General features: G+C 57.7%; 11 protein-coding genes. 9 read left to right on the forward strand and 2 right to left on the reverse strand.

Annotated elements, in window-relative coordinates; all coding sequences use genetic code 11:
• The first annotated feature begins 555 nt into the window (after positions 1-555).
• The 5 genes from purL to CIK94_RS01565 all read left to right on the forward strand — a co-directional run bounded on the left by purL (position 556) and on the right by CIK94_RS01565 (position 6504).
• On the forward strand, positions 556-4278 hold the full coding sequence (gene purL / locus CIK94_RS01545) for a phosphoribosylformylglycinamidine synthase (RefSeq protein ID WP_094420928.1): 3723 nt from the start codon (positions 556-558) through the stop codon (positions 4276-4278).
• Entirely contained in the window at positions 4278-4823 is a 546-nt protein-coding gene (locus CIK94_RS01550; protein WP_022309656.1) for a chromate transporter, read from the forward strand. Before purL ends, CIK94_RS01550 begins: the two co-directional genes overlap by 1 nt.
• Positions 4824-4825: 2 nt before the next feature.
• On the forward strand, positions 4826-5401 hold the full coding sequence (locus CIK94_RS01555) for a chromate transporter (RefSeq protein WP_094388090.1): 576 nt from the start codon (positions 4826-4828) through the stop codon (positions 5399-5401).
• Between the two features lie 82 nt (positions 5402-5483).
• Positions 5484-5885: a hypothetical protein gene (locus CIK94_RS01560; RefSeq protein ID WP_144008263.1), complete on the forward strand. Its 402-nt coding sequence runs from the start codon at positions 5484-5486 to the stop codon at positions 5883-5885.
• 223 nt (positions 5886-6108) lie between these two features.
• A complete protein-coding gene (locus tag CIK94_RS01565) occupies positions 6109-6504 on the forward strand; it encodes a hypothetical protein (protein ID WP_094386652.1) in 396 nt (131 codons plus the stop codon).
• Between the two features lie 177 nt (positions 6505-6681).
• Here the strand turns inward: CIK94_RS01565 and CIK94_RS01570 are convergent, their stop codons facing one another.
• Both CIK94_RS01570 and CIK94_RS14280 read right to left on the reverse strand, forming a co-directional pair.
• Positions 6682-7209, reverse strand: a complete 528-nt coding sequence (locus CIK94_RS01570) for a TlpA disulfide reductase family protein (RefSeq protein WP_094420933.1) — start codon at positions 7207-7209, stop codon at positions 6682-6684.
• A gap of 3 nt (positions 7210-7212) precedes the next feature.
• Positions 7213-7380, reverse strand: coding sequence for a hypothetical protein (locus tag CIK94_RS14280; RefSeq protein ID WP_158216493.1), 168 nt, complete (start codon positions 7378-7380; stop codon positions 7213-7215).
• A gap of 130 nt (positions 7381-7510) precedes the next feature.
• Between CIK94_RS14280 and CIK94_RS01575 the strand changes: the two genes are divergently transcribed.
• The 4 genes from CIK94_RS01575 to CIK94_RS01590 all read left to right on the forward strand — a co-directional run bounded on the left by CIK94_RS01575 (position 7511) and on the right by CIK94_RS01590 (position 13806).
• The gene (locus CIK94_RS01575) at positions 7511-8653 is read left to right on the forward strand and encodes a PCMD domain-containing protein (RefSeq protein WP_094420935.1); all 1143 of its coding nucleotides are present in this window, start codon (positions 7511-7513) and stop codon (positions 8651-8653) included.
• Positions 8654-8683: 30 nt separating this feature from the next.
• Positions 8684-9430, forward strand: a complete 747-nt coding sequence (locus tag CIK94_RS01580; RefSeq protein WP_094386649.1) for an outer membrane beta-barrel protein — start codon at positions 8684-8686, stop codon at positions 9428-9430.
• Positions 9431-9460: 30 nt separating this feature from the next.
• Positions 9461-11023, forward strand: a complete 1563-nt coding sequence (locus CIK94_RS01585) for a calycin-like domain-containing protein (RefSeq protein ID WP_094420937.1) — start codon at positions 9461-9463, stop codon at positions 11021-11023.
• Positions 11024-11139: 116 nt separating this feature from the next.
• Positions 11140-13806: a 4-alpha-glucanotransferase gene (locus CIK94_RS01590; RefSeq protein ID WP_094420939.1), complete on the forward strand. Its 2667-nt coding sequence runs from the start codon at positions 11140-11142 to the stop codon at positions 13804-13806.
• The last annotated feature ends 27 nt before the right edge of the window (positions 13807-13833 follow it).

Consider the following 13833-nt stretch of genomic DNA (forward strand, 5'->3'; position numbering starts at 1 on the left):
AGGGGCTTTCAGGAGGGTTTGGGGAGGGGCCTCTATCCGTAGCTGTTTTTGTACCGGCGAAAGCCGGACTTTTTGAACGGCCGTAGGCCGCTTTTTTTACCGTTGCGACGGATGGCGTCATGCGGTGCATGACGGTGGGGATGGTGGAGACGGCACGGAGGAAAACTCGTTTTCCGACGGTCGGCACCGCCGTCCACGCCAAGGCGAAGCCGTCATCCGCCACACGGCTTTTTGTATTTATTTCATCACCCTCGCAGGCGCAATAAATAGTGGAAAATGAGGATATGGGTCACCTCATTTCTTGTCTTTCTCATGGGGAAGAGTTCAATGGGCATCTCTATACCTACACCTTATTATATATATAGGCGGTGGATCAATGGAAAAGTCGCAGAAACGGTGGGGAATGTCGCGAATTGCCTCCTACTTGCACTAACTTTGAATAATTTAGGCTTCGTCTCAACAATTCAAGTTGAAAAAACCATGTTTTTTCTTTGAATTGTCTTCGACTTGCACTAACTTTGCAGTCAGAAAACTCATAAATACAGTAAGAATAATATGATTCTCTTCTTCAAGACTCAGAACGAGCATGTGATTGCGACTGAAATCAACCATCAGCCCAATCAGCAGGAAATCGACGAACTCAGTTGGCTTTATGGCGACGCCACCCTCATGGCGGAGCAGGCTTTGCAGGGCTTCTATGTGGGCCCACGCCGTGAAATGATTACGCCTTGGAGCACAAATGCCGTTGAGATTACCCAGAATATGAACCTCAGCGGCATTTCGCGTATAGAGGAGTTCTTCCCTGTGGCCAGCGCTGATGCCGACCACGACCCCATGCTCCAGCGTATGTACGAGGGCATAGACCAGAACGTGTTCACTGTGAACCACGAGCCCGAACCTATCAAGTACGTTGACAATCTGGAGGAATACAACGAGCAGGAAGGCCTTGCCCTCTCGCCCGAGGAGATAGAGTATCTGCACAAGATAGAAAAGCAGAACGGCCGTCCGCTCACCGACTCAGAAATCTTTGGCTTCGCCCAGATTAACTCTGAACACTGCCGTCACAAGATTTTCGGCGGTACCTTCATCATCGATGGCAAAGAGATGGAATCGAGCCTGTTTGCGATGATAAAGAAGACCACCAAGGAGAACCCCGGCAAGATATTGTCGGCATACAAGGACAATGTGGCTTTCGCCCAAGGCCCCGTGATTGAGCAGTTCGCTCCCAAGGATCAGTCTACCGCTGACTACTTCCAGGTAGAGGACATCGAGAGCGTCATCTCGCTCAAGGCCGAGACCCACAACTTCCCCACAACAGTAGAACCTTTCAACGGCGCCGCTACAGGTACCGGCGGAGAGATACGCGACCGTATGGGTGGCGGTGTAGGCTCATGGCCCATCGCCGGTACGGCTGTCTACATGACCTCTTATCCCCGTCTGACCGACGACGAGGGCAAGACCATCGCTGAGCGCGACTGGGAAGACCTGCTCCCCGTGCGCCAGTGGCTCTACCAGACCCCCGAGCAGATTCTGATCAAGGCCTCCAATGGCGCATCAGACTTCGGCAACAAGTTCGGCCAACCCCTTATCACCGGCTCTGTGCTCACCTTTGAGCATGGTGGCGACGGCCAGCGTCTGGGTTATGACAAGGTGATTATGCTTGCCGGTGGCGTAGGCTACGGCAAGAAGCGCGACTGTCTGAAGGGCGAGCCCCAGAAGGGCAACAAGGTCGTAGTGGTCGGTGGCGACAACTATCGCATCGGTCTTGGTGGCGGCTCAGTTTCTTCGGTCGATACCGGACGCTACTCCAACGGTATCGAGCTCAATGCCGTACAGCGCGCCAATCCAGAGATGCAGAAGCGCGCCTACAACCTTGTGCGCGCTCTGGTCGAGGAAGACAACAACCCTGTGGTAAGTATCCACGACCACGGTTCTGCCGGCCACCTCAACTGCCTCTCCGAGCTGGTTGAAGACTGTGGTGGCGAGATAGACATGACCCGTCTGCCTATCGGCGACAAGACCCTCAGCGCCAAGGAAATCATCGCCAACGAGAGCCAGGAACGCATGGGTCTGCTCATCGACGAGAAGCATCTCGAGCATGTGCAGCGTATCGCCGAGCGCGAGCGTGCCCCGCTCTATGTAGTAGGCGAGACCACCGGCGACGCCCACTTCTCATTCGTCCAGGGCGACGGCAAGAAACCCTTCGACCTCGATGTGGCACAGATGTTCGGTCACTCTCCCAAGACCGTAATGCAGGATGAGACCGTGGTGCGCCACTATGAAGACGTTACTTATTCACAAGACAAGATAGATGAATATCTGCAGCGCGTGCTTCAGCTCGAAGCCGTGGCTTGCAAAGACTGGCTTACCAACAAGGTAGACCGATCGGTTACCGGTAAGATTGCCCGTCAGCAGTGTCAGGGCGAGATTCAGCTGCCCCTCTCCGACTGTGGCGTGGTAGCCCTCGACTACCGCGGACGCAAGGGTATCGCCACCGCCTTGGGCCACGCGCCTCAGGCAGGTCTCGCCAATCCCTCTGCCGGCAGTGTGCTCTCTGTGGCTGAGGCTCTGACCAACATCGTCTGGGCTCCCCTTGCCGACGGCATGGAAAGCCTGTCGCTCAGTGCCAACTGGATGTGGCCCTGCCGTTCGCAGAAGGGCGAGGATGCACGCCTCTATCAGGCTGTTGAGGCACTCTCTGACTTCTGCTGCGCCCTCCACATCAACGTGCCCACTGGTAAGGACAGCCTCTCGCTGAGCCAGCAGTACCCCAATGGCGATAAGATTATCTCTCCCGGTACCGTTATCGTTTCGGCTGGTGGCGAGGTTTCCGACGTGCGCAAGGTGGTATCGCCCGTGATGGTCAATGACAAGAACTCATCCCTCTACCATATCGACTTCAGCTTCGACACCCAGCGTCTGGGTGGCTCCGCCTTTGCGCAGAGCCTCGGCAAGGTAGGCGACGATGTGCCCACCGTGGCCAATGCCGAGTACTTCGCTGACTGCTTCGAGGCAGTACAGGAGCTCATCAACCGCGGTTGGATTATGGCTGGCCACGACATCTCTGCCGGTGGTCTCATCACCACACTGCTCGAGATGACCTTTGCCAACACCCACGGCGGTATGCACGTCAATCTCCATGACATCGCCGACGATGACATCGTGAAGCTCCTCTTCGCCGAGAACCCCGGCGTGGTTATCCAGGTGAGCGACGAGCACAAGCAGGAGCTGCGCGCCTTCCTCGAGGATGCCGGCATCGGCTATGCCAAGATTGGCTATCCCACCCCCGACAGCCGCACCATCGTCATCAAGAAAGACGACTATCAGCATACCTTCGACATCGACGCCCTTCGCGACACCTGGTATAAGACCAGCTATCTGCTCGACCGCAAACAGAGCATGAATGGTATGGCCCGCGAGCGCCGCGACAACTATAAGCACCAGCCCATCGTGATGAAGTTCAACGACGACTTCACCGGTACGCTCGCCCAGTATGGCATCAGTGCCGACCGTCGCAAGCCGTCGGGCATCAAGGCCGCCATCATCCGCGAGAAGGGAACCAATGGCGAGCGCGAGATGGCTTACTCGCTCTACTTGGCTGGCTTCGATGTGAAGGACGTCATGATGACCGACCTCATCAGTGGCCGCGAGACCCTCGAGGATATCAGCATGATTGTCTTCTGTGGCGGCTTCTCCAACTCCGACGTGCTCGGCTCTGCCAAGGGTTGGGCCGGCGCCTTCCTCTTCAACCCCAAGGCCAAGGAAGCCCTCGACAAGTTCTATGCCCGTGAGGACACGCTCTCGCTGGGTATCTGTAACGGCTGCCAGCTCATGGTCGAGCTCAACCTCATCAACCCTGAGCACAAGCAGCGCGCCCACCTGCTTCACAACGTGTCGCACAAGTTTGAGAGTGCCTTCCTCGGACTCGATATTCCCCAGAACAACAGCGTCATGTTTGGCAGCCTGAGCGGCGACAAGCTCGGCATCTGGGTAGCCCATGGCGAGGGCCGCTTCTCTCTGCCCGAGGGCGAGAGCGCCTACAATGTCGTGGCCAAGTACAGCTACGCCCAGTACCCCGGCAATCCCAACGGCTCCGATTACAATGTCGCCGGTATCTGTTCTGCCGACGGCCGTCATCTGGCCATGATGCCCCATCTGGAGCGAGCCATCTTCCCCTGGCAGCAGGCTTACTATCCTGCCGACCGTCGTGGCGACGAGGTCACTCCTTGGATAGAGGCCTTCGTCAATGCCCGCAAATGGATTGAGAACAAGCGATAATGGCGAATTTCTATTTAGAAGCATTCAAGACGTTTGTCAAGATTGGCGCCTTCACCCTGGGTGGAGGCTACGCCATGATACCCCTCATCGAAGCCGAAGTGGTAGAGAAGAGAGGGTGGGTGAGCAAGGACGAGTTTGTCGACATGCTCGCCATCGCCCAGAGTTGTCCAGGCGTATTTGCCATCAACATCAGCGTCTTCATAGGATACAAGATGCGCAAGACAGCCGGCGCCCTCTGCACAGCATTGGGCACCGCGCTGCCTTCGTTTCTCATCATCCTTGCCATAGCCATGTGCTTCCGCCATTTCATCGACATCCCTTGGGTCTCAGCCATGTTTATGGGCATCCGTCCTGCCGTGGTGGCGCTCATAGCCGTGCCTACGTTCAATATGGCGAAGAGCACCGGCATCTGCCTTACCAACTGCTGGATACCCATTGTCAGTGCACTGCTTATCTGGGCGTTCAATGTCAACCCCATCTACGTGCTCATCGGCGCAGGCATCGGTGGTTATCTCTATGGTCGAATCATTAAACCTACTGAGTAACGATGATATTCCTGAGCCTCTTTGTCACGTTCTTCAAGATTGGCCTCTTCGGCTTTGGCGGTGGCTACGGCATGCTGTCGCTCATCCAGGCCGAGACGGTGGTCCACCACCACTGGCTCTCGTCTGCCGAGTTTACCAACGTGGTTGCCATCTCGCAGATGACGCCTGGCCCCATCGGCATCAACTCTGCCACCTACTGCGGTTTCACTGCCATGCAGAACGCGGGGTTCGACTCTGCGATGTGTGTCCTTGGCTCTGCCGTCGCCACATTCTCCCTGGTGCTGCCGTCGTTTATCCTGATGATACTCATCAGCCGCATGTTTATGAAATACATGCACACCGCGCTGGTGCAGAGCGTCTTCGCCGGACTCCGCCCCGTGGTTGTGGGCCTCTTGGCTGCCGCCACGCTCATGCTTTGCAATGGCGAGAACTTCGGCGTCATGCAGGTGTCGCCCTGGCAGTTCTGGATTAGCATCGGCCTCTTTGTCGCCACCTTCGTGGGCACCAAGATAGTCAAGGTGGGTCCCATCCAGATGATATGCCTTGCCGCCTTTGCCGGACTCATGCTGCTCTACTGACCCGCAGCCCCTCTGCCACACCCCATCACCCATAATGCACCCCCGGGGCTTGTCCCCACTTGATACAACTATACACAGACCGATGAAACAGACATTACGATTGCTGCTACTGCTGATGGCGGTCCTGCTTGCCTCCGTCTCTGGCTTTGCCGAGACGGTAGACTCTGCCGTGGCATTCGACGATGTCACCCATTGCGTGCCCAGTCATGAGCGTCGCGACCGTCTGTGGGGAGCCGACAGTCCGTCGTGCGACCGTGCAGCGCTCCTTCCCCAGCACGCCCGTTTCGGTGCGGCGCCGCGCCATGACTACGAGCCCGCCCCGCAGTCTCATCAGCCCCGCCCCACATCCCGTATCCCCGATTATTACAAGTTCAATCCTTATAATCTTCTCCCCTATGGTTGGCTGCGCCGTCTTCTCAAGGCCAGTCATCCCCATGCCCGGGCCGACTATTATGTCTACGCCCTCCGGCACATCCTTCGCTGACCCTTTTAGTCTTGATGCCGACGTGCCCACCGCCGCCTGCTCAGCCTGTGTCCCACTTGCTGCCTTGCCGTGTGTGGCTGTCGCGTCGCCGTTTCCCCTTATTTATATTCCACCCCTTGGCGTGGCTCTGCGAGCCGTGCCGCCATGGATGCCGACGGCCCCCAGGCCTGCTACGCGTCCACCAACAACAATTATCATTACATAAATAAACAACAAGACTATTATGGCAAATATCAAAAATCTCACTATGGGCAGCCAGCTGCTCAGCGATCCCCGTATCAACACCGTCAGCACCCTCTTCGGACTCTCCAGCAAGGCAGTCTATGTGCCCACCGGCAGCAAGATTTCCTCCAGCGTCTACGAGTATTCCGCCCAGGAGGAAGACAAGCTCAAGCAGCTGCTCCCCCTTACCGGCGCAGCCCTCGCCGATGCCGCCCGCAACGTGAAGACCCTCAAGAGCCACGACATCGGCAATCTGCGTCTCGAGGTGTGCCTCTCTGCCGACCATCAGTTTGCTGCCATGCAGCTTTTCCGCTACAGCAACTTCGTCGCCACTCCCGTTACCTCTCTTTCTGTCTACGAACAAGCCGACGCAGCCACTGTGGCCGGTCTGCTGTAGGCCGTAGACCTTTTCTGACATAAACCTTTGAGGGCAACCATCACCCCTGCAGGCTCCGAGCCTGTGGGTGAGGGTTGCCCTCGTTGTCTTGTCCTGCTGGCGTTTGCCTTCCCCGCTGTGGCGGTGGCGGTGGCGCTGCGGCGTCGGCGAGCTGTCGGCGGTCGGTTCCTTGCCGTGTCAGTCGCCTAAGGCTTTGGCCAATTCAGCTTCCACCTTGTCCATCATCACCGTGGCGAGTGCCACCCGTCCGTCGGGAGCGATGAGATAGAGCGTCGGAATCCAGTTGATGTGATACAGCCGGTCGCTCTGGGTCTCTTTCTTCCACTTCTTCAGTTCGCTGTACTGCCACCACACCATCTTGTTGTCAGCGATATACTTCTGCCAAGCCTCTCTGTTGGTGTCATAGGATATACCCGCTATCTGCAGACCTTTCTCCCCGTACTTCTGCCACAGTCGCTGCAGCGCCGGAGTCTCCCGTCGGCAGTCTGGGCACCATGATGCCCAGAAGTTGATGAGCACATACTTGCCCTTCAGGTCGCTCAGCCTTACCGCCTTGCCGTCCTTGCCGGTGCCCACCCTCATGTCGGGGGCTTTGGTGCCAGCCTTGAGCAGGTCGGTGGCATACTTCTCGTCCAAATCTTGTGCCGTGGCATGGGCTATTACCGCCATCAGTGCCACCATGATTGTGATTATTCTTGTCTTCATACCTTATATTATTATAGTTGCAAAAGTAGCCATTTCTTTCTGCCTCGCCGCTATAGCGATGGTTAAAAAAGTGGAAAACGCCACAAACTCGTCATGTCCAGTCATCCTGCAGTCATCCTCCGCCCATATCTCCGCATCCGTTCCATCTCCATTTATATCCCTAATTGCCAAGTCTACTAAGCAAATGGTACGGATGAAAACTTTTTAACGGCCAATATTTTTATTTATCTCCATTTTTATTTCGGGCAAACACTATTATTTCGTAAATTTGCATCACAATAATCGTTATAATAGAGCGAAAATGAATAAAAGTCATATCCTATGGGGATGCCTGAGTTTGCTCACGCTCACCTCTTGCTTCAAAGACGAGGCTCCCAATGCCGAGTGCGACATCGTCCAAGCATGGATACATGCCGACGACCCCTCCGCCATGTTTTACCAGGCGAGCGACAGTCTTGTCTATGTCATTTCCGACAAGACCGACATCCGCTTCACCGTCCGCCGCAAGGCCGACATCACCGCCCTTGCCCCCCACTTTGCCATTACTCCCGGAGCCGTCATGACTCCCGCCAACGGCAGCGTCCACGATTTCTCCCAGGGCCCTGTCGTCTATCGCGTCACCTCTGAGGATGGCGCTTGGCACCGCGACTACACGGTGTCTGTCGTCCCTGTCACCCAGACCGTGAGCGACGAGTATAGCTATGACTTTGAAAACTATCGTCTCAACAGCAAGAACAAGTACTATGTCTGGAGCGACGAGGAGCATGGCGTGATGACCGACATCTGGGCATCGGGCAATGGCGGCTTCAATGTCTCCAACTCCAATGCCGCCCCCCTCGAATATCCCACCATTCCTCTTGAAGATGGTTTCGAAGGCAAGGCTGTGCGCCTCGTCACGCGCAAGACCGGCGCCCTGGCGCAGACGCTCAACAAGCGCATCGCCGCGGGCAACCTCTTCCTCGGTGAGTTCGACCCCCTCGGTGCCCTTCAGGACCCCCTCAACGCCACTCGCTTCGGCCGTCCGTTTGACAAGCGTCCCAAGCAGTTGAGTGGTTACTATCGTTACACCCCCGGTCCCACCTTCCAGAATGTCGATGGCTCTCCCGTTGAGGGCAAGAAGGATGTCGCCGACATCTACGCTATCTTCTATCGCAACCATGATGCCAATGGCAATGCCGTGACCCTCAATGGTGCCAACGTGCAGTCCAGCCCGCTCATCGTCGCCAAGGCCATCATGTCCGAGGTTCCCCCCACCACCCAGTGGACCCCCTTCAGCGTAGACTTCACCTATCTCTCAGAGATAGACCTTGACCTGCTCGAGAACCGCGGCTACAGCCTTGCCATCGTCTTCTCATCGAGTGCCGACGGAGCCTACTTCCAGGGCGCCATAGGCAGCACCCTCGACATCGACAAGGTGCGTCTCATCTGTGAGACCCAGGAGTAACCCCCATCCATACATCCAATGACAACGACAATGAAGAAAATCACCATACTCACCCTGCTCATGACCCTGGCGCTCACCGCCAGCGCCATCAGCCTGCCCGACAGCCTCAATTACACCGTCCGTCTGGGCTACAACATCGGTGGCACGGCGCCCATAGGCATGCCTGCCACCATCCGCAAGATGAACAAGTTCTACTTCAAGCCCAACTTCTCTCTGGGCATCGATGTCCAGCGCGACATGTGGGGCTCGTGGGGTCTGCTCACCGGTCTCCACCTCGAGAACAAGGCGATGAAGATCGACGCCACCGTCAAGAACTACCACATGGAGATGACCAAGGACGGCGACCGCATCGAGGGCGTCTACACCGGCAATCTGGTCACCGAGTGCGAGGAGTGGATGCTCACCGTGCCCGTCAATGCCACCTTCCGTATCGGTAATGTGCTGCTCAAGTGTGGCCCCTACATCTCCTATGTCTCCACGCGCGTCTTCAAAGGCCATGTCTACGACGGCTATCTGCGCGAGGGCGACCCCACCGGCACACGCATCGAGCTGGGCAATACGCCAGACTCTTGGGGAACCTACGATTTCAGCGACCAGATGCGCCATCTGCAGCTGGGTGTCAACCTCGGTGCCGACTGGCAGTTCCACCACCGCTGGGGCGTCTATGCCGACCTGGCGTGGGGCGTCACGGGCGTACACCGCAGTTCGTTTCACACCATCGAGCAGACACTCTATCCCATCTTCGGCACCGTGGGTGTCATCTACAGACTTAAGTAATAACAGGATAAATATTCTAAACACGCGATTATGATGAAAAAACTACTTACACTTTGTGCTGCCCTGGCCTGCACTATTGGTGCGACAGCCACCGATTACAAGGGCGGTCTGTCCGTGGTGCTCAACGGCACCCCTTCCAGTTATCAGCAGGCCAATATTGAGGTAATACGTCAGGATGACGGCAAGTATGAACTTAAGCTCGCTGACTTCGTGATGCCCAACGGCGACGGCAAACTCTACGTGGGCACCATCGACATGCAGAACGTCGAGGCTGTCGAGAGCAACGGCGAGACCATCCTCAGCGCTGCCCAGCAGATAACCATAGCCCCTGGCAGCGACCCCGACCAGATGTGGCTCGGTCCCGCTCTCAGCGTTACCCCTATACCCGTCAAACTCAAGGCCAGCCTCAAGGGCAATGCTCTCCGTGCCAGCATCCACATCCCCTTTGCCACGATGGGTCTGGATATCGACGTGCTCTTCAACTCGACCGTCCTGCAGATTCCCAACTCGGGCTTCGAGGACTTCCACATCGAGAAGTCGGACAGCAAGTCGGGCTATGAGCCCAACCACTGGCACTCCTTCCTCAGCGCCACTGGCATGTATGCCTCTACGCAGAATGCTTTCAGCGACATCCACACCAGTGTCAGCAAAGATGTGCGCCCCGGCACTGTCGGCAAGTCGAGCATCCTCGTCAAAGCCACGAACGTATTCGGCATCGTGGCCAACGGCACCATCACCACCGGACGCATGAATGCTGGTGCCATGTCTGCCACTGACCCCAACAACCACGCTTTCCTGGACATTACCAACAAGGACAAGGATGCCAATGGCGACCCTTTCTACACCCTGTTGGCCGGCCAGCCCGACTCATTAGCCGTTTGGGTTAAGTTCAAGCAGGCCACTGCCACTCCCGAGCATCCCTATGCCACCGTCAATGCCGTCATTACCGATGGCACACGTTACCAGGACCCCGAGGACAAGGCTTATTCCAACGTGGTAGCCAAGGCCACCGACACCAAGATAGCCAGCGAGGACAAGTGGGTACGCCTGTCTATCCCCTTTGACTACGACAAGTATGCCGCCAACAAGGCTGACACCAAAGCCATCCTGGTTACCATCTCTACCAATGCCGACCCAGGTAAGGGAAGCAACGGCGATGAGCTGTATGTAGACGATATGGAACTGGTGTACACTCCCAAGCTGCAGGGCATTAAGGTATTCGGCAACGCGGTAGACAACTTCAGCCCCACCACCAAGGAGTACACCATCAAGGTACCTCAGCAGCCCACCGTCAGTGACGTTACACCCGTAGCCGTAAACGGTTTCACCACCCTGGCCTATATTGCCGGAGAAGGTAAGCCCATCACGGTGGTGGTGTACAGCGAGGACCTTACCAAGAGCGCCAGCTACACCGTCAAGTATACCATAGACAAGAATGTTACCAACGGCATAGACAACGCCACCACCACTGCCACCAAGAAGGTAGTAGGCATATACAACCTGAACGGTCAGCAGGTAAGCCAGAAGCAGCCCGGCCAGGTGTACGTTATCAAGTACTCTGACGGCACTGCTGTCAAGGAGCTCAGCAAGTAACAGCCCACGGGCACTGACCCCATCTACAGCGGAGGAAGACCGTCTGTGCGCAGCCCGCGCGGATGTCTTTCTCCGCTTTGTCGTTTCACCCACCACAGCTAATCATCATTTCAGCCATGGATATTATCTTTTACATCGAGTATTACACCGCCACGGGCGAGCAGCTGGCCCTGCACATAGCCGAGACCCATCGCCCCTACAGCCCTCTGCACATCCTGATGACCACCGACGACAACGCCCACTGGCAGGGCGTGTGGCACGTACCCGCCCAGGCTCCCGGCGCCATAGACTACTACTTCAGCGTAGAGAGTGCCCATGGCACGCAGCGCCGCGAGTGGACTACCGTATGCCACCGGCTTGAACTGCCCACACGGCCACAGCCCGCCGTGCACGTGTACGGGCGATGGATAGACGTGCCACATGATACGTACCGCTACAGTTCGGCATTTACAGAGTGCTTGCACCCCCACGCCCTGCAGCCACTACACTCGCCAGGAGACCGGTGTGCCCGACTGGTATGCCGGGCTCCACAGCTGCGGTCGGGACAGCGACTGGTACTCACGGGAGCCGAACGGGCCCTGGGCGAGTGGCACCCAGAACAGGGATTGCCCATGGCCGAGCACAACTACTGCGAGTGGGTGGCCGAGATACCCATCGACCTGCTCACGCAGACCACCATCGAGTTCAAGTTTGTCATCATCCACGATGGGGCCGACCCCTCGCCCATCTGGGAAGACGGCATGAACCGCACCCTGACCCTTGCCGACGAACCCGGGCTACAGGTGTACGAGCTGGACCAGTCTTTCTACCCGCTGTGCGATGAGCGCGTGGCCGGCACGCTCGTCCCGGTGTTCTCCCTACGTACCGAGGGCAGTTTCGGAGTAGGCGATTTCGGCGACCTCATGGCCATGACCGACCTCATAGCCTCTACGGGGCAGCGCGTGCTCCAGGTACTGCCCATCAACGACACCACCGTGACCCACACCTGGACCGACAGCTATCCCTATAGCTGCATCAGCGTCTTTGCCCTGCATCCGCAGTATGCCGACCTGCGCCAGCTGCCGACTCTGAACGACTCTGGCCGTCGCCAGCACTATGCCCAGCTACAGCGCGAGCTCAACGCCCTGCCCCAGATAGACTACGAGCGCATGATGCAGGCCAAGGAGGCTTACCTGCACGAACTATACCAGCAGGAGGGCCGCAAGGCGATGGCCACCGACGACTTCGCCCGCTTCTTCAGCGACAACGGCCAGTGGTTAGTGCCCTACGCCCAGTACTGCTACCTGCGCGACACATACCGCACTACCGACTTTGCCCAGTGGCAGGGTCACGCCACCTGGAACGAAGCCGACCGCCCCGCGCTGAGCAACAGCCGCAGTCCGAAGTACCACCAGGTGGCCTATTACTATTATGTCCAGTACATCCTGCACTGCCAGATGACGGCTGCCCACGACCATGCCCGTCAGCGTGGCGTGGTACTCAAGGGCGACATACCCATCGGCGTTCACCGCCAGGGCTGCGACGTGTGGATGGAGCCACGCTACTTCTGCCTGGACGGCCAGGCCGGAGCTCCGCCCGACGATTTTGCCGTAGATGGGCAGAACTGGAGGTTCCCCACCTACAACTGGCAGGCCATGCTCGACGACGGCTGCCAGTGGTGGAACCGCCGCTTCACCAATATGGCATACTACTTCGACGCCTACCGCATAGACCATGTCCTTGGCTTCTTCCGCATCTGGGAGATACCCATCCACGCCGTGCGCGGACTGCTCGGACAGTTTGCCCCGGCGCTGGCGTTTACAGCCGAGGAGATAGAGTCCTACGGGCTCCATTTCTCTACCGCCATGCTCGCCCCCGTCATCACCGACGACATGGTCGATACCCTCTTCGGCGACCGCGCCGAGAGCGTGCGCCACTACTGTCTCGACGCTGTGGGCAACGGTACCTACACGCTGCGTGCCGACTACGACACCGAGCGCAAGATAGCCGACCTCGTCGAGGCTGGCCGCTGCGACAGCCAGCTGCTCGACGGGCTCTACACCCTCGTCAGCGATGTGCTCTTCCTCGCCGACCACCGCGTGGCGGGTACCTATCACCCCCGCATCTTAGCCCGCAAGACCTGGGCTTACCGCCGTCTCTCCGATGCCAGCCGTCGCTCCTTCGACCGTCTCTACGACGACTTCTACTACCACCGCAACAATGGTTTCTGGTATGGCGAGGCGATGAAGAAGTTGCCGCCGCTCATCGAGGCCACCCACATGCTCGCCTGTGCCGAAGACCTGGGCATGGTGCCGTCGTGTGTGGCGCCCGTGATGGAGCAGTTGCGCATCCTGAGTCTGGAGATACAGACCATGCCCAAGGCTTCCACGCGCTTTGCCGATGTGAGTCGCTATCCCTACCGTTCGGTCTGCACCTTCTCGTCGCACGATATGGCGCCCCTGCGTCAGTGGTGGGACGAGGACCCGCTGCGCACGCAGGACTATTATGCCTCTGTGCTCCATCACGATGGCGAGGCGCCTCACCCCATGCCTGCGTCGTTGGCAGAGGAGGTGGTAGCCGCCCATCTCGCCTCGCCCTCGATGCTCTGTGTGTTGAGTTTGCAAGACTGGCTCGCTCTCGACGACCGTCTGCGGTTGGCCGACCCCAACGGCGAGCGCATCAACATCCCCGCCAACCCTCACCACTACTGGCGGTACCGTATGCACATCACCATAGAGCAGCTATCTGCCGATGCTCATTTCTCCCAGCATATCAGTGAGATGATTGAGAGGGCGGGGAGGTAAAAGGGAAAGCCCCAGCCACAACCTTAG

This window comes from Prevotella sp. P4-51 (assembly GCF_002251455.1).
Classification (GTDB): domain Bacteria; phylum Bacteroidota; class Bacteroidia; order Bacteroidales; family Bacteroidaceae; genus Prevotella.

What these genes read in the sequence shown, in the direction of transcription:
- purL (WP_094420928.1), top strand. Translation starts at nt 556, where the DNA reads ATGATTCTCTTCTTCAAGACTCAGAACGAGCATGTGATTGCGACTGAA.
- CIK94_RS01550 (WP_022309656.1), top strand. Translation starts at nt 4,278, where the DNA reads ATGGCGAATTTCTATTTAGAAGCATTCAAGACGTTTGTCAAGATTGGC.
- CIK94_RS01555 (WP_094388090.1), top strand. Translation starts at nt 4,826, where the DNA reads ATGATATTCCTGAGCCTCTTTGTCACGTTCTTCAAGATTGGCCTCTTC.
- CIK94_RS01560 (WP_144008263.1), top strand. Translation starts at nt 5,484, where the DNA reads ATGAAACAGACATTACGATTGCTGCTACTGCTGATGGCGGTCCTGCTT.
- CIK94_RS01565 (WP_094386652.1), top strand. Translation starts at nt 6,109, where the DNA reads ATGGCAAATATCAAAAATCTCACTATGGGCAGCCAGCTGCTCAGCGAT.
- CIK94_RS01570 (WP_094420933.1), bottom strand. Translation starts at nt 7,209, where the DNA reads ATGAAGACAAGAATAATCACAATCATGGTGGCACTGATGGCGGTAATA.
- CIK94_RS01575 (WP_094420935.1), top strand. Translation starts at nt 7,511, where the DNA reads ATGAATAAAAGTCATATCCTATGGGGATGCCTGAGTTTGCTCACGCTC.
- CIK94_RS01580 (WP_094386649.1), top strand. Translation starts at nt 8,684, where the DNA reads ATGAAGAAAATCACCATACTCACCCTGCTCATGACCCTGGCGCTCACC.
- CIK94_RS01585 (WP_094420937.1), top strand. Translation starts at nt 9,461, where the DNA reads ATGATGAAAAAACTACTTACACTTTGTGCTGCCCTGGCCTGCACTATT.
- CIK94_RS01590 (WP_094420939.1), top strand. Translation starts at nt 11,140, where the DNA reads ATGGATATTATCTTTTACATCGAGTATTACACCGCCACGGGCGAGCAG.